The sequence below is a fragment of the Nostoc sp. genome (assembly GCF_035638895.1).
Classification (GTDB): Bacteria; Cyanobacteriota; Cyanobacteriia; order Cyanobacteriales; family Nostocaceae; genus Nostoc.
On record NZ_DASQZC010000350.1, the window covers coordinates 1 to 20,227 of the forward strand.

Here is a 20,227-nt window from a genome sequence, read left to right on the forward strand (position 1 = left end):
TCGCCAACGCAAAGCCAGCCAACAACCGATTACTTCTCCAATCCACCAGCCGGCAAAAGAACCAATAAAAGGTGGCAGTAGCCCTTCGAGTTCAGCATTCGGCATGAAGTTTTTTCCATAAGCAATCCCTAGATATATACCCAGGTTCATCAATATCACAGCCCCAGTTAAACCTCCTAGAGCTGCTGCTAAATATCCATTTCCTCGATTTGTGTGCAGTGCCATTATTCAATCCAAGACTTTTATCAAAAACATATTTGGTTTTAGACAGTTTTGATAGTGCTTTGAGTTCCTTAACAAGGATGGATACCAATGAAACAACTAACAGCTTCCATTTCCATTACCGTACTACGAGAATTTACTACGGCTTGGAGCAAATAACAACTGCTGGCAAGAGCGATTTATGTAAAAGACTCAGCATTGAAATAATTGATACTAGCGAAGAAAATTGAAAACCAATATTTTGTAACCCCCAAGAAAATGAAATTCACAACTGTATCTGTTAGCTACTCTAGAAAATTTAATCTTGGCAATTTTGAGTCACTCGATTTAGGTTGCTCTCTATGGGCGCAAGTAGAAGATGGATCAGATTGACGAACTAGTGAAAACTATGTGTTTGGCTTGGGCAGGTGATAAGTTTGGACATCCTAATCATGCTGTTAATTCTTATCAGAAGCACGTAATCGATGCTGTATTACGAGGCGTTTCTGAGATGGAAGCAATTCAGGCATGGATGGAAGGAGCGCTTGCACAAGTGCCTGAACTGAATTGAAGTAAACATTTCTTCTCATAACACCAATAGGAAAAATATTATGCCGAGAAAATCCACTCATCCCACTCCTACTGATCAGTCCTCGCTGTGCCTACAGTATCTCCGCCGTTGTGGAGGTAGCGCACGATTGTGTAGTATAAACTTCAGTCTTAGCCTGATTCAAACACTGGTCAATCAAAGAAAGGTGAAGATTAATAATACTGGTGCAGGTTTCTATGTGGAGCTAGAAGAAACGAAATGACTAACCACAAACAAGTTGTTTACCAATCTCAAGTAGACCACAAGAGTAAATTGGTTCTTCGCCGCCGTAATAGGAGAAGATTCAGCCCCAAAATTTTTGTTGATCGCACTATAGAAACATTTGCAATTATCTCTCTACTGATTACTGGATTCTCTGGAGTTGGGGCAATGGGGTGCTGGGGAATGGAGATTATTGAGACGAATGCTGACCCCAACATAACCATCTCTGGTTGGCAGCAACAGAAAAACATTTGCTTGGGTGCAATGTTGGTTAGTTTTTCCGCTTTCTTGGGTACTGCCTTGGTTGGAGCAAGTTTTAGTGTTCAACGAGACAATTTTTAGAGAGAGAAACAGCAATGGAAATCAAGTTAACTACATCAAACATCCGAGCCATATTACAAGGCTGTCAACATACATTGCGCCTTGTGGGGAGTAGTAAGGATTATCACAGGCTTCAAATTTGTTCTGTTCATCCCGAAGGCATTGAGGGCGCGAAATGCGCCGATTGGCAAAGCTTTTAACAATCTAAATAAATAAAGAGCAAATTTTATGACATTAACTTTGGACAACCGCTCTCAAAACAAAGAATCGTCTCTGACACAAGCATTACGGCAGGTACAACAGTTAAACTCCAAAATTGCTGTGTTAGAGCGGCAGCATCAAGATTATGTGCATCAGCAACAGAATTTGATTAGTGCGATTGCTGAAAGAAAGTGTTTCTCCGATGCAGGAAATAGAGGCACTGCGGATTCTTATATATAGGGGAAAAGCAGATTATCGGCGCTAAAAAGCGCTTGGTGCTGGTGAAGCGAAATAAGGCATCAGTAAGAACAAGCGGACTCAAATCATCAAACGTATTTAACAGTGGTTTACCTTGATTGTTATTCAGGGGGCAAATCACTCTCTTGTAACCATTTAAGAATGACCAGCGCCAGTTCCCAAGATTTTTGCCTATCCCAGTGCGGCAGATGCTTCAGTATACGAGATTGAAATATCTGCGGATCTTCTAATTCTCCACCACGAGCCGCAACAGCGTCTCTAACCAGTTGCCCTAAAGTGGCAGCTTGATTACCTCTATAGTCAGGTTGCCTTTTAATTTCCTCAATAATCCAGTCTGGAACTGTAATGGTTTTAAATCCTAGTTTCGGCATGTATAACAGAGAATCAGTTTTTTGATAGTACGGCAGTTTACGTCATATATGCAAATTCTTTTATAGTACGGTATGGTATGGTAAAAGTAACTTGCATGGGTAATTAGGTAATTCCGAAAAGCATTAAAGAAAACAATCGTGCGTGACTGCATTTTTAGTTTTACTTAACCTTAGAGACAGCCTCAAGAAGGATTGTTGTGATTATGATTCAGGAACTACTGGCATTTGAAGAGCTAGACCCATTAATTTTTTGTCAAGTTTGGGGACTAACGTATGAAGAGGCTTCAAAATACTTAAAGATTGGAGCCAGAACATTGGCAGCGTATGCCTGTCAAGGTAAAGTAACACGCCGCAACCCATCAGCCAGAGTCAAAGCTTTAGCAGCTATACAGCACAACTTGTGGATTCAAGAGGGGAAACAGCCTCAAGATTTAAAAATATTATAGAAAATCACTTAATCAACAAAGTTGTCAACTCTGTTCATTGCCTGTTACATACAGGTTTTTTAGTATGTACTTAACAAGTGCAACACTGTTGCTATTTATATCATGGAAAGTAAAATGATTCGTAGTTACTTTAGTGGTTACATCAGTTCATGCAAAACCAATACTGTCTCTCCAGTAGAGCATATTTTTATTGTAATAACCTTAACAAATGCCTTAGTTAATAACCTTTTTGCCGAGAGAAATGATGGAGAGCTTAACCCTAGCTTTGGCAACATCGCCCTTTGTAATTTATTAGAATATCAAGGGATACTTCTCCCATTATCAGTGCTATTTTATCTGTCAATCTCCCCACTTTTGATAACATTAATTATTTTCACACCTGCAACGTTGCAACATTGTTCATTTATGTTGCAAGTGTCAAAACCCGAAAATCTTGCAACGATGTGCAGTCCTCTTGCAACAATGCGCGGGGTGAAAAAATTATGAATCGCAAAAATCATGTCTCAAACATACCAAAACCCGTAGTTTTTTTAGTTTTTCATCACAGAGTTAAATTCCTAACTAGGAATGTTTCAAGGGATGGGTGCAACAATGTCCTTGACTGATTTGCTTGATGTTTTGCTTGACATGAAGCAAGATTTTAAAATTCGTGATGCATTTTTAGATAACTTGCTATCAAGAACAGAATGGGCTAACTTTTTAGGTTTTCATCGTTCAACTTTGTGGAGGTGGGAAGAACAAATTATTAGCAAAATTTCACCCTTAAAATCTAGCTACTATGAAAACTCCCGAGGAGTACGAAGTAATTACCTAGATGGATACCAAAGATTCCTATTAGCAATTATTTATTTGCTTAAAGGTGAATCAGTAGAAAAAGGTATTAAAAACAACGCTCAAGTTGTCAAGTTCCTCAAAAGTAATTTCATGCACTTACGTCGTAAAGAATTTGAAAAATGGAAGGAGAGCCAGTAATGTTTACTAAAGAGCAGTTATTTGAATACTTCAGCGATCGCTACACCGATGTACAAGTCATAGAAGCACTCCGCGTCATGCGTGACCACGGGTCAGACGTTGACCCCGACTCTGACTCTTTTAGCCCAGACATTACAGAAGAGTTGGAGAAAGTATTTGAACTGGCTGGTGCAGCAATTAATAACCATTTGCACCTGCCAGCATCAGAACAAGAAGCGTCAGCGATTCAACAAGCAACCAACATGGCGGCTAGCGTTATCCCAAACGTCAATCATCAGATGATGGCAGGGATGATTCGGGTGGTAATGAGTGGTGCGGTAGCCCAAGCCAATGCCATAGCAACATTAGAAGCAAAGGTATTTCAAAGGGCGTTAGATCATAAGAGAGGTGCTGTAGCTAATTCCTTCCTCCAGCAAACACAGTACAGCACTGAATACTTGCGTTCGCTTTCTCTTCACGATGAGCAAATCAATAAGCTGCTTGCTGGTTATGGTGTGGAAACAGTAGATGTTGATGCCTTTTTGAGCGAAGTAAAATCTCTTACCCCTCAAGTCAAATCTGATGTACAGAACTTCAAGTCTCTTGCTCCTGCTGATAACACTTTTAGTATTGATGCTTTTTTGGAGGATATGGGGGAATGAATAGCGCAAGGCTTTGGAGGAAGCATAAAACATCAATTATATTTGGCGCGTTAGTGGGAGCATCTTTGGTTTATTCATCTGGTGATATTCAAAGGAATATGGGGGCGATATCAGATATTAAGCAATCCATTGCTCAAAACTCCAAGCAACAAACAATCTTGGAACAGCAGCTTGAGTTTGAAAAGGAACAAGCCACAATTGCTGATGCCAGATACAAGTCAGGGTGTTTACCAATTGTGGCCACAGTCTACCCTCATAAATACGTGACGATTGTTCAAGGAAAAGTGATCCTAGACCGAATCACACTAAACCCATTGCCCAAAAGAACTGTAGTGTGTGATGCCAACGGCAATACTGGTGTGATTGGCTTAAGGGGACAAGTAGAGGCGATCGCATTTACCGGAAACAGAGATTTAGTTGCCACTCGGCTTAAACGGTTTCGTGGTGGGACATACAGCCAACCAATTGATTCAGGAGCAAAGCAGTGAATTTTACGATGCCTAAAAGAGAGAATAGGCAAAAAACTAACCCGTGGTTAAGGCTTTTGTATTGGGGATTAGTGATAGCTGGTATCTGGTTTGCTTACCTAAATATTCAACCTTATGAAAGAGCCGTGTCATTTTTGGGCGGTAAAGCTACCAGTAGCGCATTTACTTCTTTGGTAGCCGCAATCCCAATCATTAATGGTATTGCAGCGATATTTTCTAAAAGTCTTTCTTGGATATTGGGAGCAATACTTTGGAGTGTGATTCAGATTATCGAAGTTTTACCGTTAATTCTCTATAACAATGAGAAGTTTATAGAGAAAATTGTATCTGAGGCTGATGGGCGAACCCGTTATCAAGAGAAAGATAACGATGACCCTGCACTCAGAATGCTCAAACGCACGTACAATCACCTACCAATCTCTGTTGTCAGTAACTTAGAGGTGTTGAAAATCTTTACCTATACGGTTGATTTTTTGATTTGCCTTACGGTTTATTCCCCAGTCGAGAGTGGTAAAATTTCCGACTTGATATTTATTTTGGCGACAGGTCAGTGGGGCAAGTTGGATTACGGTAATCTGGCGCTGGCACTGATTACGCTGTTTGCGATTGAGGTGATTGTGGCATTAATTATTTGGGTGGGTAAATTGTCTTACGCGATTAAGTCTTAGCAGTCGGGTAAAACCGGGAGCGCAGTATTCAATATAAGCGCTCTCCTTTCCCCACAAACACTTTCATTTTATTTTAAAAAAATATGAATATGACACGTTTTGATATTACTAAAAACCAAAAAAAACCCGAACAATGGAGTGCTATCGCTTTTAAACATACCACTGAAAATAACATTCAGTGGAATATTGCAGCCGGGTTGATTGTGGCAGCAGTTGCAGCAAGTGCCACATCTCCTTTGACTGGGACGCTCATTGCCGGATGGACATTATATAGTAGTTTTAAAAAAGCCAAAGAAATTCAACGCAATCAAGCAGCGATTAGAGAATATGGCTGTATTGCTCATATTTTAGACGGTGATGATTTTCGGGCATATATACAGCAAGTGGGTAAGGATGATATAGAGCGAGAGTTGCACTTTGCCAGCAGTCAAGAGTACGCTTTTTCAAACGCAGCAATCGACTATATTGAGGATGCATCACACTCTAGTCAATCATTAAATCAACCATTCTTCTCGCTAGCTTCTTCTAATTACCTGCAACAATCCCCATTCCTCTCACAACAATCTAATTCGCATTCTACTGAACTCGCAACTACTAATACTTCATCTTCAGTTCACAATTCCACACACATTATAGATATAGTTCGAGAAATTGCTTCACCTATCCGCAATTGCATCATTTTTGGAATTGGTGGAAGCGGTAAGGGAATGCTGGTTGCTAATGCCCTACGTCGCATCAAAGCCGAAAACCCGAATCGGAAAATCTTTTATATTGACCCCAAGAATGAATCATCTGAATATGGTTACACAGAGGGCGTGGTTGACGTTGTTCGGCGTAAAAAATGCAAAAATGAATCCCCAGAAACTATTTGTAAATGGATGGACGAAGTACTTGATGGAACCAAGGAAGAAATAGGTTACATCGAATGGGCTAATAATCAAGAAGAATGTTTATTAGTTATTGACGAAGGTTCCACCCTTGGAGATGCGGCTAAAAAATGTCGAAACGAGCGCATTGGTACATTGATTTTACATATTTCTTCACTTGGTGGTTCTAGCAAGGAGAATGTTTGGCTACTTGCTCAATCTCCTTATGTTGGACCACTTGGATTAAATTTATCAGCTACTAGTCAAATTACGGCAGTTGCCATCATTTCAGACAAGAATACTAATGTTTTAAAACAGTGGAAAAAGTCACCGATTCTCGAAATGATTGATTTAGTAGAAATAAACACTTTAATTAAAGCATCTCCATGCAACCGCGCTGTCTTCTTTGGTGGAAATTCCACATGGGGCGCAATGCCTTTGTTACCTAACTATTCTGCTCTTGATAGGGATAAAGACAAGCCAACAGGAGATTCATTATCAACTCAAGAACGACAACAATTGAGAACTGTGACAGCCGCACAAAGAAGTCCTTCAGGGCAAATGATTGATAAATTGGAGCGGACACGGCATTTAACTCTAGAAGATTTTATCGTCAACGAATTGGGACAAAATGAGCGTGCTGATGAATTAAAAACAGCAATTGTCACACTTATCCGTCAAACTGACCATCAAGGATTGATTTACAAATTTAAAATTGATATTTGATTGGAGATTTTATTCACTTATGCCTCAAATCTCATTAATTATTGAACCAATTAGACTCACATAATGCGTAAATCCTTAACTTCATTTGAATACGCTAGGAACTGGTCAATAACTTGCCGTCGTGTCTATCGTCTTCAAAGCCGTTGCACTAATAATCCCTGGCATGGCAAAGCTACGATAGTACATCATCTACATTATAGGCGATCGCTCCTGCGCCGGATTTTGGGAATGTTTTTACTGCATTTCCCCCACACTTCTGTCTCTGGTTACGAAATTCCCGGCTGGGATTGTGTAGGGGTATGCTCTCGGTGCCATGAAAATTACTATGGCAGAAGTAGCAGCCGCATCTCAGTTCACTACCATCAAGTCTGGGTACAAAAAGGTGGATTAAATAACCATCAAACTTGGATTAAAGCGACATCTCTACGAATTAAGTTTTGCTTCCTGGCGTTAATCCGTATTTGACATTTCCTCTTTCATCATTATTCACAATTTTTTTAACGGATGATTATCTTAATTTTTTTGGTGTCATGAGCGATAAATTAACTTATTCTTTGCAAAAATTAGCCATAAGTCCAGTTAAGCAAGACAGATTGGCTATCGAACGCCTAGAAAAACAGTACGGTGCTTCTTTACTAGAAATTATCAATGAGCTTGAAGATTATACCATCGTTCACCAATCCATATCAGACGAAAGAGTTAAACCCAAAAATCAGTTAATTATCCTTTGCTGCTATGGCTGTCTTTGGGGCGCAGTTATCGGAATTGCAACGTTGTTTATTAAGCCCAGTGTGACTGTGGCGGCGATTGGGTTGGGTTTTACGGCTGGGGTGTCTGGGAAATTGTTGGTTCAAAAAGGGGAATAAGTCGAAGTAGTTAAAGATTGGTTTTAACGAAGTCGGAACTAGGAAGTCGGAAGTCGGAAGTTTAACTCATTGTTCCGACGTTTAGGGGTTAAAATCCCCATATCAAAACCGTGCTTCCGACTTCCGACTTCTATTTAATTGTTTAGCTGAACTCTTGGATTCATTGGAGTAAATATGTCTTGATCAAAATCAATTTCCTTAGACGTTGCTAATAAGCTTTTTAACGTAGTTGGGGATTATTTTGAGCAGAATGAGTTAGAGGGTGGTTATGTCGCCAAACATCAAAATAAGACTTTGAGAAGGCCAACGTTAAACGCTTGCTGTATGGCTGTTTTAACTGACTGGATAACAATTAAGGAGAATTGAATTTATGTCTGATTTATCAACTTTTGTATTCGAGTCTCAACAAGTCCGGTTTGTTGGTACAGCAATGGAACCAGAATGGATTGCTGCGGATGTGTGTACGATTCTTGAAATCCAAAATGTCTCACAAGCTTTAACTTCTTTCGATGAAGATGAGAGGGGTATATGTAATGTATATACCCCTGGTGATGACAACCCTCAAGGACAAGAAATGCTTACAGTGACTGAGGCAGGGCTTTATCGCCTAATCTTCAAATCTCGTAAACCCGTTGCAAAACGATTCCAACGGTGGGTATTCCATGAAGTCCTTCCATCGCTGCGGCGCACTGGCAAGTATGAAATGCCCAAGCCAAACCAGCAGCAAAATACTACTAATATCAAAATAGTTACCCGTTTCTAAATCCACAAAAAACATCCCTGGCTTGAGGAAACTGTAGCGAGCCATCAATGCATTAATTTGAGATTTTAGTTGTAGTATTTCCTCACCTAAAGGAATTACCCCAGCAAACATAGAAGCTTTACGCTTCGTTGGCTCTCTCTAGGTCGATGGATTGTGCCGCTTGACGAAACGATGCTATCGACGTGAGGCGATTGGAGGGACAATCCCACAGAATGTATTTGAAGCAATCAGGAATATCTACCATTCGCAGCGTTTTTGCACTTCTAAGCAGGTGAATATTTTGATTGTGGCAAGCTTGGAGGTTGTAATTGGGGATTCTGTCGCAAAGATGATGAATGTTATGGTAGCCGATATCGGCGGAAAACCACTTTAAAACGGTGGGTAACTCCAGATAACTGCTGCCCTTAATTGCTCCTTCGAGATAGTCCCACCCTTCAGTTTTGTGGGCGTAAGAGCCATCAAAGTTGTGCTGAACAAAGAAGACGCAGATGAGGATTGCCGCAGCACAAGTTAGCGTGATTGAGTAAACGCTCACGAAAAAACCAAATCCAAGTAAATACCCCAGAAAAATCCAGATGCCGACTACACAAATGTTGTTGAACAACAGATGCCAAAACTCAGCCGCAGTGTACCAATTTCTAGACTTATGAGAGGAGATGATTCGAGGTAAATCCATAAAAGGATCTTGCTGCAAGCAAGTCAGTAGATGAGTGATAAAATCATATATTCCGGCAATCAGGGCGAGTCTTGGCTTAATGGCGACATAGAAAAAACCTCCCGGAAAGATCATGAATGGGTGCCTCAGTAATTCATAACGCCTTTGGGCAGATGGACTGAGGCAAGCAAACTCCTCGGTAGAGATTAATGCACTAGGACCGCGATAGCGTTGCCAATCACCGTTGGTTTTGTGGTGATAGGCATGTCCTCTTGACCACGGATATTGAGGTACTGCGTTAATCACCCCCAGAATAAAACCGATAATCCGATTAACCCTTTTTGAACGAAAGAGTGAATAGTGTCCGCAATCATGCATTAAAGAAAAACAACGCGCTGAAAACAGCGTCATCAAAACTATAATAGGCGCAAGCAACCAAAAACAAATAGAAGCTGCTTTGTGTGCTAAAAACCATAAAACCACATAAGGCACAACCGTATTCAGGATTTGATAAGTTGCTCGCAAGTCGCTGCTGTTCATGTAAGGACTCAGGACAAAATCCGACTTTTTCACTGCGGTTTCCATTAAATAAAACTTTCTCCTAGCGGCTGAAGTTCTTTTTGGGGTAAGTTGAAATAACTGGTAGCATTGACTTGACAGCGCCGCCTAATGTAGGATAGCGCACCTCCTACAAACGGAGATAGTCGGAATTTGTGAGTCCCATGTAATAAGCTATCGCCACATTTTGATAGCGAGTAGGTTTCGGAATCTTGCTTTATTGTGGTTTGAGCATTGAGGAATAAAGTAACCCGGATTTCTCACCACACCTCGAATCGAGGAGTAATGAGTAGTGAGTAAGGAGTTATGAGTTAAAAATTTTACTTATTACCCATTACTTATCATCAAACGCTTCATGAGCTTGTGAGAAATGCGGGGTAAGTATTAGGGCATTAAGCTTGGTTGAAATTCTGACCATCGCTTGCAAACTTGTTCGTAGCAATCGGGTGGAGTAATTTTTAGTTGGTGTAAACTTACTTCGTGGTGGCGAACCGTAATGACCGAGGTGAATGTGTTCTCCCCAATAAAACTCTAGGATGCCATCAACTGTCCATTGATCGTAGAAATTAGCGACTGTGGATGAGGATTGATACTTGCGGGCAGTTAGGAAATAAGCCGCAATTCCAATTACTAAAAGTAGAAGAAAAGCAATTACAGAATATAATAAAGTTGACATTTTTTGAACGCTCCTTTACACCTATTTGAGCCGATCTAACGGTTTACTTATTGCTGCTCGTACCCAATCAGACCAACGATGCCATAACTGACCGAGGGAGGCAATTGCAATATAAATTATCCGATACATCAACATTGCAATGTTTTGAACATCTTGAATAATTTTCCCTTGAAGTAGACTGGGCTTGTGTTTATCTTGGGAGAAAGCCGTTTGTTTGACAAAGGGATGAACAGAAATGGGAATCTTCCCATCTCGCTGAAGATAGAATCTCGGCATGATGATTAACCTAATATAGCGTTTCCTAAGCAACTGAGGTACATCCAAATCTTTGTTAGCAAGGTTAGTAGCTTTGAAAACGTACCCCACTAGATCGGGAACCGCTATAAAACTCTAATAAATTAGTAATCTCTATGCTTAATGGGGAAAGCATTTGTTCAGTAGTGGAACATGACTATGTATGTCATACACGCCATTTACTACCTCTTTTTAAAAAACTTTCACCTGTTAGTTAGTACAGTATTTCGTTGTTTCTGTGGCTATTTGCAAACGATATTCTCATCTGGAGTAGCGATCACGATCGCTGCATCTCAAGACACAATTTGTAATGGGAATCCACCGCTTACCCTCTCATAGAAAGTCGTAATCTGTAGCGTCTTGATATGTGGGACTATGAGAACGTAAAGCTGAGTAGTTGTATAAATTTTCATAAAAATACTTATCTGTGCCTCGCAGATGTACAAAATTTACAAGTCAACTTCGGCGGGCATTCTGACTCACAAGGCAAGCCTTGTTTACAGCTGCGGGACAGTGCCGGATTTACACCGGACTTTCCCCGTTTCCTCTAGCGGCTGTTCCCCACTAGAACCGAGATTCATCTGAATATTAACACAACTGCGATTTGCTTGCATAAAAATCAATGGTTAGTCTATACTTGCATTCGCTATTAATCGGGACAAGTCTCATTTTTTACCAAGCGTTTATTTTCTACTCAGCGTTGCGAGGTCGTTTCCTATTACTTAGTAAACATCTTGCAAAAGTAACAAATGCCAAAATATTGGGGTGCATAGTAAAGGTTACTGGGTTTGGGGGAATTCCATCCCTTTACCCCCTACTTCTGCAATAAATCTAGTCAAAACTCAAGTATTTTAGAGCGAAGTACAAATCACAATGGCTTGAATCCTTAACTTACTGTTCAATGCTAACAGGCGATTTTTTAAACATAAATGCTGGACTATTGCATGTAGAAATTAAAGATGTATATGTAAATATCTGTATTGAGGTTAGAGAACTTCCTGGGCTGAAATCCAAACTAACAGAGATTTGTGATCCCGCAGAGATTGAATATGCCTTTTATCAAGGGTTTGGCAAGCAAGCCTTGATCATGTTCCGGTTAAGTTAATTCCCAATGTTGGGTCATAATTAAAATCATTGCTTTTAAAATCAGACCGTGGTTGCGAGATTATGGTAAAATTCGAGACTATGCAGGAGAAACTTGGTTGACAATCAAACAAGATTTACTGCAAACACTGCTAGACCAATCAGGTTGGGGAATGTAAACGTTCAAAGTAAATATTTCCCTCCATGCATGAAAGATCAAAATAATTCATAATTTGTAATTCGTGATTCGCAATTCGTAAGTAAAAACAGCTTATCTTCAACTCGGAGAACAAGCCCAATGGTCTGCTTATCGTTCACAATTAGAAGCCGCTCATGGACGGAAACGTAAATTAATGGAATTATTTAAACAACTAAATAAATAATATGATTAATTTGACAACTGACACCACAAAACTGCAAACAAAACTCCTTGAGAAGAAATACTTCGAGCTACACCCTTCCTTACAAAAGATTATCCAGTTATTTTCGGTAATTTATGCACCGATAGACAAAAATTCATTCATAAGTTGTCTCAGTAAAACGGGCGCTTTAGATGAAAACAATAAACCTTGGAGTACTAAAACCCTTAGTCCCCAAATTGATAAATTGTTAAAAGCAGGCTTGTTAGTGCAAGAAAGCAGGCAAGGTGCTGAATGTCACCCGTTACTTACAGAAATTGCTACTCGTCATGCTATAAAAACTGAACAGTTTGAAATCCAAGTCATAGCAGTTGAAGAAAAGCTACCTATACGTACTCATTGGAACCATGATTCTCGTCGGATATTCCATAGTTTACGCCAGTGTATCAGAGAAATCCGTATAGGTTTTTATCGCCAAGATCATAATTTTATTAATCAGCAAATTGAAGATTACGAGAAGTATGGTGATAGCGAAGAAAAAATAGTAATACAAAATATCTTTGAGCAGATATGCAATAACCCATTTGATACAGATTGGTTGAGTACCTTACCACAAAGATTATATGAAAGTAGCATATCTAGCATCCTCCTCAATTCAGCATTAAAATTGTCTGCGTCTGAAGATGCCTTTACACTGTTAGAAGAAGAATGTTCTTCAACCGGAAGACATTGCTCAGATTATCTGCACCTGATTTTGACAGAACAAATGTTGCTTCGAGGTTGTACCGAAGAAGCACAAGAAAGTCTGGAGCGGATATCGCATGAATATCAAGATAACGCCGCCGTATTTTGGGGCTGGTTAAGTTTTCTATGGGGTGAGAATGAGCAAGCAATTACTTATTATACAGATGCCCTGAAAAAGCTGAAAAAAGCGACAGGCAAACGCCAAATATATTTCAATACAATGGGGGGCTTATTTTTCATCCTCGCGCTGTTAAAAGATGGTTCAACACAACGCCTCAAAGAAGCAGAAGAGTATACCAGTTTGATGTCTCGTCAATCGGATTATTGGCTCAGGTTTATTTATGACAGACTGAAAACAGTGCTGCAAGTACACCAGGGTGATATTACCCAAAAACAATTTGTACTTAGCGCCCATATCTCTTCAGTAGAAGAAGAAAATAGCTTACAAACATTGTTTTGCTCCCTATGCCTTTACTGGATGGATGCTGAGGGTGCAAAAAAACGCTTACCTAATTTATTAGAGCCATTATATCGGCGATCGCTCGCCTCTGGTTATCACTGGTTGGCAATGGAAACCGCAGAACTCCTATCCAGACTCAAACCAAGTAGTAACTATAAAGAACTTGCAGAGGTACTACGAGAAGATAGCGGTATTCATTCCATCATAGACCTAATTCGGCCCCAAGAGGCTTGGGAAATGTGCCTTAATGCTTTGGCAAATCTCCAAAAACAACCACAAACATCCCTAAAACCAGAATCCGAACTGCGTTTAGCATGGTTCATTACCTTCTATCCCAGCAGATGTGTCTTGCAACCAAAGGAACAGAAAGTTAATGCTAAAGGGGAGTGGAGTAAAGGTCGCCCCATAGCCCTAAAACGCCTGAGCAGTGGATTAGCTGAGTTTGATTACATCACGCCCCAAGATATGCGGGTATGTAGTTGTATTGAGGTATATAGTGAGGGCTATTATGGCAAAGTTGATTATACTTTCGGTGAAAAAGCCATCTCTGCTTTAATTGGACATCCGTTGGTTTTTTGGGAAGATACACCTACTATCCGTGTAGAAATTGTCAAGGGAGAACCAGAACTACTGGTTAAAAAAGAAAAACTTGGCCGTCTCACCTTGGAATTTTCTCCCAAATTACCAGAATCACAGAATATTCTGCATATCAAAGAAACCCCAACCCGCATCAAAGTCATTGAAATTACTACCGAACACAGACGCATTGCGGAGATTATTGGTATAGATAATAAATTAAATGTACCTGCCTTCGCTGAAAAACAAGTTTTAGCAGCCATAAATGCCGTCTCTGGCATCGTCACCGTACATTCTGACATTGGTGGCGGTTCAGAAGGTGCAGAAGAAGTACCCGCCCAGACTATACCCCATATTCACCTTTTACCTGCCAATGCCGGCTTGAAAATCAGCCTTTTGTCACGCCCCTTTGCCCAAGGTGGCCCCTACTACCGTCCTGGTGCAGGTGGTGAAACTGTAATTGCCGAGATTGAGGGTAAACGTCTCCAAACCAGACGAAATCTGTCCCAAGAGAAGCAACTTGCCAAAGATGCTATAGCTGCCTGCGCCACCTTGACTCAAATTGAAGAACAAGACGGTGAATGGATTATAGACGATCCCGAAGACTGTTTAGAACTGCTGCTAGAACTGCAAGCGCTGGGAAGTAACGTAGTCATGGCATGGCCAGAAGGAGAAAAGCTGCGTGTTAGCCATAATGCCGACCTGAAAGACTTTAATTTATCAATTCAACGTCAGCAAGACTGGTTTGCAGCCACTGGAGAGTTGAAATTGAATAATGACCTAGTGCTGGATATGCAGCAACTACTAGAACTACTGGAGAAAACCCCCAGCCGTTTTATCCCCCTTGGTGATGGTCAATTTTTGGCTTTAACTCAAGCTTTTCGGAAACGCCTCGACGAATTGCGGATGTTTTCAGAAAAGCATAATAAAGGTATTCGTTTTCACCCCTTAGCAACATTAGGGTTAGAGGATTTTGTCGATGAGGTAGGTAAGGTAAAAGCAGATAAACACTGGAAAACACATAGAGAGCGTCTCCATGAGGTGCAGAATCTCCAGCCAGAACTGCCATCTACGCTTCAAGCAGAACTACGTGACTACCAGATGGAGGGTTTTTGTTGGCTGGCGCGTCTGGCACATTGGGGTGTAGGAGCTTGTTTGGCAGACCAAATGGGGCTCGGTAAGACCTTGCAGGCATTGGCTGTCATTCTCAGAAATGCCCATGAAGGGCCAACCCTAGTTATTGCCCCAACTTCTGTATGCATGAATTGGATGAGTGAAGCGCAAAAGTTTGCTCCAACCCTAAACATTATTCAATTTTCTGGTGCTAACCGCCAAAAATTATTGGATGGGTTACAACCATTGGATATGTTGGTATGCAGTTATGGTTTATTACAGCAGGAAGAAGTAGCTCAAATGCTCTCTGGTGTACAGTGGCAAACTATTGTTCTGGATGAAGCCCAGGCAATTAAAAATATGACTACTAAACGTTCTCAGGCAGCCATGAGCCTAAAATCTAATTTTAAGTTGCTGACTACTGGGACTCCCATTGAGAATCACCTGGGTGAGTTGTGGAATTTGTTCCGCTTTATCAATCCTGGGTTATTGGGTTCTTTTGAAAGCTTCAATCAACGCTTTGCTATCCCCATTGAAAAATATCAGGATAAACTTGCACGTAATAAACTCAAAAAACTGATACAACCATTTCTATTGCGCCGCACAAAAAATCAGGTACTAGAAGAGTTGCCATCTCGTACCGAAATTCTCCTTCATGTGGAATTAAGTCGAGAGGAAAAGGCATTCTATGAAGCGTTGCGCCGTCAGGCCATATCTAAACTTACCGAAAGTGATGCAGAAGCAGGAAAGAAACATTTGCAAGTTTTGGCTGAGATTATGAAATTACGTCGCGCTTGCTGTAATCCCAGCCTGGTTATGCCTTCAGCTGAATTACCCAGTTCCAAGTTACAACTTTTTGGTGAGGTGCTGGGTGAACTGCTGGAAAATCGTCATAAAGCGTTAGTGTTTAGTCAGTTTGTTGACCATTTGCACATCATCCGCGATTACCTCGAACAGCAAGGTATTAATTATCAATATCTAGATGGCAGTACTTCAGTCGCAGAGCGCAAAAAACGGGTCGATGCCTTCCAAGCTGGTTCAGGGGATGTCTTTCTCATTAGTCTCAAAGCAGGGGGAACAGGACTTAATCTGACTGCGGCTGATTATGTCATCCATACAGACCCTTGGTGGAATCCCGCAGTGGAAGACCAAGCCTCAGACCGCGCTCATCGGATTGGGCAACAACGCCCAGTGACAATTTATCGTCTAGTTGCAAAAGATACTATTGAAGAAAAGATTGTGCAATTGCATCACCAAAAGCGAGATTTAGCAGACAGTCTACTGGAAGGTAGTGATATGAGTGGCAAGATATCAACGGAAGCCTTGTTACAGTTAATTAGTGAAGGATAAGCTGTCCTGCTTAGATAATTTTAGATTTTTGATTTCCTGATTGCACAAGTTTAAGACCAACTCAACTCTAATCAACTATGCCCAAGACTTGGAACTTAAAAATAGATAGCTATTTTCAAGCCGCACCTAATTGCATCATCGCCACAGCCCATGTAGACACATTCCCTATAGACCTACCGCTAGAACCAAATATCAGGGAACCAAACCGCAAAAGCGCTACATACAGGCAAATCTTTGACTCTGTAACAACCCAACCGGAAAAATTCTTCTCACGTCACAGTGGAATAACCCTGTGTGTAAATAAAATTAAACCCAACAGAAGTAAAACCGAACTTGAACTTGAAGTCTTAGAAGCTAGTGAGGGAGGAAGTGATGGGATTATCAACGGCGGTCATACAGTTTTAGCTTTTGAGCAAGCGAAAACTTACAAGTATGACCTAACCCAAGCTAGAGTCAAAGTCACCATCCACATTGGATTGGTGGAAGATGAAGCAAAAGATATCGCCCTTGCAAGCAATACGACAACGCCAGTAGATTCGCGTTCTAAAGTCAATGCCAGGGGAGATTACAAATTCATCAAGCAGTATTTAGCTCAGTTAGAAAAGGCAGAAAATAGAAAGTTCCGCATTGCCTATTACCAGAATCAAAGTGGCGCTCCCAGAAATGCCCAGTGCAATGTAACCCATTTACTAAAGTTACTTTACTGCCTGGACAGAAATAAATATAACCCCGACAGCAATAAACGAACCAAGCACCCAGCAGGGATGAGTATACCCTCTCAAATCAGCGATACTGAGAGGGAAAGATTAACTGCCCTACTGCCTCTCTTAACTCATGCCTTGTGGATAGAGCAAAGACTCTACGAACTAATCCAAGAACATATCAGCAACCCCAGAAGAAAGGGTGTAAACGACCTGGCATCAATAGACACACGTAAAAATACATTATTACCTGATAGCAAGTACTCATTCGGTTTCGGTGCGCCAACAGATTTGGCACTACCGATAATTGCATCCTATCGGGTGTTTTTGGATCAAGATTATAAATGGATTCTGCCGTTTAACGAATTTGCTGAAGACTTTTTGCAACACCTGTGGACGAACTATTTCCGTAAATACTTAATATCGGAGAAAACAGCAGGAAATACTGTAGGTACGAAAATCAGTCGTAACCAAGAAATTTGGGAAAGCTTGTACATTTCGGCGCAAAGCTATTTGAATTCTTCCTTGGTGAAAATGGTTAACTCCGGTAAAAAGCAGGAAAAATTAACGCTGACATCGGGTTAAAAGTTAAAGGGAGGAAGCTTGCGAGAATAACCAAGTCTGGAAAACCCCCTATTTGAGATAAATCCACATACTGCAAAGAATCAATCAGATGCACAACTTCTTTTGAGGCAGGTAGAAGAGTTCAGTTGCTGCCTCCTGATTCCGATTTCAGTAGCAAGCTAGGGTGTTGACTACGGGTTTTGTCGCAGCCCTAACAAGTTTCCGTCAATATCCTTGAATATGGATAATTGCACTCCGTGACCAACATCTGTAATTGGCTCAACTTCTACCCCTTTTTCAATCAAGCTTTGACGAGCAGAAACTATATCGTTTACCACAAAGGTACTAACAGTATTACCTATTTCAACTGAGTTACTTAAGTTCAATCCAATTGCAAAGCCTGGAATATCAGGGAAACTAAACTGTCTCCAGTTAGGCGTGTCATATTTTGATTCAGGAACCAAACCAAGTTTGTCCTTGTACCACTCAACACTAGCTTTTAAATTAGTAACGTCTACTTTAATAACAAAACTATATTCACCAAAAGTGTTTTTCAATGTCATAATCTACCACGCTAGTTACAAATTTTTGCAATATGGATATTATCAAACTTTTTGACAATCAAACAACTATTTGGTGATTGATTTAAAGTAGTTTAATTGTCTACTTAGATTTCAGTTGTGATCAAAATTCATCCTAACTCTTGTGCCTCTGTCCTAGTGTCACCAAACGTCCCAGAAAACTAAAATACTCATTAATACAAAAATACTATTGGGGTCATAATATGACGGAACAAGGAAGCATTTATAATCATAATGGAAAAGCATCAACAGCCAGCACTGAATCACACCAATAAGCTGAAAAGTTCGCCACTGCGATTGGTGAATTCAACTCTCAAGTTGATTAGTTCAAATTTTGTCAGCTTTTAGAGTTGGAGCCAGGTGAGTATGCAGACGAGCAATACCGATATTTTCAGCAGCTAGCAGAATCGCTCACTCTTATTCAAGGTCGAGTCCAAAGTCTTCATGATTGATGCTGGAAAGGAATTGTAAAAATGTAGCGATCGCTTTAATGATTCGGTTAAACACACTCCCCCGAAAGCTTACGCCTTTACCTTAAAACAAAAAATCATCCACCTATACCTTTCCCACTCTTGTAGTTCATCGCTCTGGGTTTCCTCTTGCCTATCGGTACTACTTTCGATTGCTTGAGAGGTTGAGGAGGGCGACGTTTTTCACAATAGAGCGGTCGCACACCAAAAGTTTCTCTTTGGGTGGGTTGTTCACACTGCTTGCATACAAAGTTGAAAACGCGAGTGTGAATTTCCCGCTTGTGCGCTCTGACTGTGTACTCTCGGACTTCAATTGTTTTGCTGGGCATTGATTATCTATTGTCGTCTTACTTCTTTAATATAGTTTTTCATCTTAGCTATGTAAGATCCGTGCATCATCTGACTAAAACATCCTCTTAATCCAATAAATACTCTTGGATGTCATTGTGCTGACGACGGAGAATACTTATCGCCTTAACTTGAATTTGACGAATCCTCTCTCGACTGAGGTTTAGCTCTTTACCAATTTGAGCGAGATTAAAATGCTGATCGTTCTCCAGACCAAAGCTTAAAGTTAACACTTGACGTTGAATTGGTGTGAGTGGTTCTAATAATTTAGCTACATCTTGGGATAGAAGTTCTTGGGTGAGAAGTTTTTCTGGTGAAACACCAACGTCTGTTAAAATTTCGCCCAATTCTGTTTCTTGCTCATCTCCGACTTTTTTATTTAAAGAAATGGCTGTACGAGAGGCACTGAGATATTCTCGAAGCTTATCGGGGCTGATGTTTAATGATGCAGCTATTTCTTCAGCAGTGGCATGGCGACCGAGTTTTAGAAAGCTTTCTCGCTGCACCTTCCTAATCTTATTAAGGATTTCAGTTAGATGAACAGGTAATCTAATAGTGCGGGATTGTTCTGCAATTGCTCTTGTTATAGCTTGACTAATCCACCAGTATGCGTAGGTCGAGAGCTTATAGCCCAGGTTCGGGTCAAACTTTTCTATACCCCTTTGTAGACCTATTGCTCCTTCTTGGATCAAATCGAGAAATTCTAAATTGCGGTTTTGATATTTTTTAGCAACAGAAACTACCAGCCGCAAGTTAGCTGTCACCATTTTCTGTTTAGCTTTTTGACCAAGATGTAGGGCTGCTCGGATTTGTGTTTCAGTTTTTTCAACAGCATTGGCTAATTCTTTCGTTGTTGGTTCCCGGTCTAGCTGCTGGGTAAGTTCATGTTTAGATTGCTCAATCGCAATCATTTGTTGTACCTGTCTACCATAAGCAATTTCTTCGTCTGGCTTCAATAAAGGATACTGACCAATTTCTTGCAAATAGATGCGAACCATGTCTGAACTGAGGCTGGACATACAAACTCAACGTTTTTTGAAAATCAAGGAGTTCACAAGTATAAATCAAATAGTTCATTGAAGTTTTCTATTTTTAA

23 protein-coding genes, 3 pseudogenes and 1 riboswitch are annotated in these 20,227 nt (G+C 40.5%); of the genes and pseudogenes, 17 read left to right on the forward strand and 9 right to left on the reverse strand.

The annotated features are described in order from the left end of the window. Positions 1–225: pseudogene (locus VE944_RS17080) on the reverse strand (hypothetical protein); the annotation flags it as partial. 355 nt (positions 226–580) lie between these two features. Between VE944_RS17080 and VE944_RS17085 the strand changes: the two are divergent. From VE944_RS17085 to VE944_RS17100, 4 genes are all read left to right on the forward strand, one after another. Next, positions 581–772 (forward strand): hypothetical protein, encoded by a 192-nt coding sequence (locus VE944_RS17085; protein WP_324979166.1) that lies wholly within the window; start codon positions 581–583, stop codon positions 770–772. A 40-nt stretch (positions 773–812) separates the two neighbouring features. Next, a complete protein-coding gene (locus VE944_RS17090) occupies positions 813–1,013 on the forward strand; it encodes a hypothetical protein (RefSeq protein WP_324979168.1) in 201 nt (66 codons plus the stop codon). After that, the gene (locus VE944_RS17095; RefSeq protein WP_324979171.1) at positions 1,010–1,354 is read left to right on the forward strand and encodes a hypothetical protein; all 345 of its coding nucleotides are present in this window, start codon (positions 1,010–1,012) and stop codon (positions 1,352–1,354) included. Before VE944_RS17090 ends, VE944_RS17095 begins: the two co-directional genes overlap by 4 nt. 207 nt (positions 1,355–1,561) lie before the next feature. Next, positions 1,562–1,774, forward strand: coding sequence for a hypothetical protein (locus VE944_RS17100; RefSeq protein WP_324979174.1), 213 nt, complete (start codon positions 1,562–1,564; stop codon positions 1,772–1,774). Positions 1,775–1,893: 119 nt separating this feature from the next. Here VE944_RS17100 and VE944_RS17105 read toward each other — a convergent pair whose 3' ends face one another. Beyond that, a complete protein-coding gene (locus tag VE944_RS17105; protein WP_324979177.1) occupies positions 1,894–2,163 on the reverse strand; it encodes a hypothetical protein in 270 nt (89 codons plus the stop codon). A gap of 203 nt (positions 2,164–2,366) precedes the next feature. On the opposite strand from VE944_RS17105, the gene VE944_RS17110 reads away from it, so the two are divergent. The 10 genes from VE944_RS17110 to VE944_RS17155 all read left to right on the forward strand — a co-directional run bounded on the left by VE944_RS17110 (position 2,367) and on the right by VE944_RS17155 (position 8,599). Beyond that, positions 2,367–2,609, forward strand: coding sequence for a hypothetical protein (locus VE944_RS17110; RefSeq protein ID WP_324979180.1), 243 nt, complete (start codon positions 2,367–2,369; stop codon positions 2,607–2,609). 114 nt (positions 2,610–2,723) lie between these two features. Next, entirely contained in the window at positions 2,724–3,095 is a 372-nt protein-coding gene (locus VE944_RS17115; RefSeq protein ID WP_324979183.1) for a hypothetical protein, read from the forward strand. Positions 3,096–3,200: 105 nt separating this feature from the next. Beyond that, positions 3,201–3,581 (forward strand): hypothetical protein, encoded by a 381-nt coding sequence (locus VE944_RS17120; protein ID WP_324979186.1) that lies wholly within the window; start codon positions 3,201–3,203, stop codon positions 3,579–3,581. Then, positions 3,581–4,222, forward strand: a complete 642-nt coding sequence (locus VE944_RS17125) for a hypothetical protein (protein WP_324979189.1) — start codon at positions 3,581–3,583, stop codon at positions 4,220–4,222. The genes VE944_RS17120 and VE944_RS17125 overlap by 1 nt, the downstream gene beginning before the upstream one ends. After that, positions 4,219–4,710, forward strand: coding sequence for a hypothetical protein (locus tag VE944_RS17130; RefSeq protein WP_324979192.1), 492 nt, complete (start codon positions 4,219–4,221; stop codon positions 4,708–4,710). The genes VE944_RS17125 and VE944_RS17130 overlap by 4 nt, the downstream gene beginning before the upstream one ends. Positions 4,711–4,718: 8 nt before the next feature. Next, positions 4,719–5,378: a hypothetical protein gene (locus VE944_RS17135; RefSeq protein WP_324979195.1), complete on the forward strand. Its 660-nt coding sequence runs from the start codon at positions 4,719–4,721 to the stop codon at positions 5,376–5,378. Between the two features lie 89 nt (positions 5,379–5,467). Further along, a complete protein-coding gene (locus tag VE944_RS17140) occupies positions 5,468–6,970 on the forward strand; it encodes a hypothetical protein (RefSeq protein ID WP_324979198.1) in 1,503 nt (500 codons plus the stop codon). 63 nt (positions 6,971–7,033) lie between these two features. Beyond that, the gene (locus VE944_RS17145) at positions 7,034–7,435 is read left to right on the forward strand and encodes a hypothetical protein (protein ID WP_324979201.1); all 402 of its coding nucleotides are present in this window, start codon (positions 7,034–7,036) and stop codon (positions 7,433–7,435) included. Between the two features lie 65 nt (positions 7,436–7,500). Beyond that, the gene (locus tag VE944_RS17150) at positions 7,501–7,836 is read left to right on the forward strand and encodes a hypothetical protein (RefSeq protein ID WP_324979204.1); all 336 of its coding nucleotides are present in this window, start codon (positions 7,501–7,503) and stop codon (positions 7,834–7,836) included. A gap of 370 nt (positions 7,837–8,206) precedes the next feature. Continuing rightward, the gene (locus VE944_RS17155; protein WP_324979206.1) at positions 8,207–8,599 is read left to right on the forward strand and encodes a BRO-N domain-containing protein; all 393 of its coding nucleotides are present in this window, start codon (positions 8,207–8,209) and stop codon (positions 8,597–8,599) included. Here the strand turns inward: VE944_RS17155 and VE944_RS17160 are convergent. The 4 genes and pseudogenes from VE944_RS17160 to VE944_RS17175 all read right to left on the reverse strand — a co-directional run. Further along, positions 8,570–8,713: pseudogene (locus VE944_RS17160) on the reverse strand (serine hydrolase); the annotation flags it as partial. The gene VE944_RS17155 and the pseudogene VE944_RS17160 overlap by 30 nt on opposite strands. Positions 8,714–8,717: 4 nt before the next feature. Beyond that, positions 8,718–9,839, reverse strand: a complete 1,122-nt coding sequence (locus tag VE944_RS17165; RefSeq protein WP_324979209.1) for a fatty acid desaturase — start codon at positions 9,837–9,839, stop codon at positions 8,718–8,720. A 445-nt stretch (positions 9,840–10,284) separates the two neighbouring features. Continuing rightward, positions 10,285–10,488 (reverse strand): annotated as a pseudogene (locus VE944_RS17170) (SAM-dependent methyltransferase); the annotation flags it as partial. A gap of 21 nt (positions 10,489–10,509) precedes the next feature. Continuing rightward, positions 10,510–10,764 carry a hypothetical protein gene (locus VE944_RS17175; RefSeq protein WP_324979213.1) on the reverse strand — a complete coding sequence of 85 codons (255 nt, stop codon included), beginning with the start codon at positions 10,762–10,764 and terminating at the stop codon, positions 10,510–10,512. Positions 10,765–11,229: 465 nt separating this feature from the next. Beyond that, positions 11,230–11,372, reverse strand: a riboswitch (cobalamin riboswitch). A gap of 311 nt (positions 11,373–11,683) precedes the next feature. Between VE944_RS17175 and VE944_RS17180 the strand changes: the two genes are divergently transcribed. From VE944_RS17180 to VE944_RS17190, 3 genes are all read left to right on the forward strand, one after another. Further along, a complete protein-coding gene (locus tag VE944_RS17180; protein ID WP_324979216.1) occupies positions 11,684–11,887 on the forward strand; it encodes a hypothetical protein in 204 nt (67 codons plus the stop codon). A 362-nt stretch (positions 11,888–12,249) separates the two neighbouring features. Then, positions 12,250–16,467, forward strand: coding sequence for a DEAD/DEAH box helicase (locus tag VE944_RS17185; RefSeq protein ID WP_324979219.1), 4,218 nt, complete (start codon positions 12,250–12,252; stop codon positions 16,465–16,467). Positions 16,468–16,544: 77 nt separating this feature from the next. Continuing rightward, positions 16,545–17,753, forward strand: a complete 1,209-nt coding sequence (locus VE944_RS17190; protein ID WP_324979222.1) for an AIPR family protein — start codon at positions 16,545–16,547, stop codon at positions 17,751–17,753. A 170-nt stretch (positions 17,754–17,923) separates the two neighbouring features. Here the strand turns inward: VE944_RS17190 and VE944_RS17195 are convergent, their stop codons facing one another. The 3 genes from VE944_RS17195 to VE944_RS17205 form a co-directional block, all read right to left on the reverse strand. Beyond that, positions 17,924–18,295 carry a VOC family protein gene (locus VE944_RS17195; protein ID WP_324979225.1) on the reverse strand — a complete coding sequence of 124 codons (372 nt, stop codon included), beginning with the start codon at positions 18,293–18,295 and terminating at the stop codon, positions 17,924–17,926. A 565-nt stretch (positions 18,296–18,860) separates the two neighbouring features. Next, complete coding sequence (locus tag VE944_RS17200; RefSeq protein WP_324979227.1) at positions 18,861–19,112, reverse strand: hypothetical protein; 252 nt, start codon at positions 19,110–19,112, stop codon at positions 18,861–18,863. An 87-nt stretch (positions 19,113–19,199) separates the two neighbouring features. After that, positions 19,200–20,150, reverse strand: coding sequence for an RpoD/SigA family RNA polymerase sigma factor (locus VE944_RS17205; RefSeq protein ID WP_324979230.1), 951 nt, complete (start codon positions 20,148–20,150; stop codon positions 19,200–19,202). Positions 20,151–20,227 lie beyond the last annotated feature (77 nt).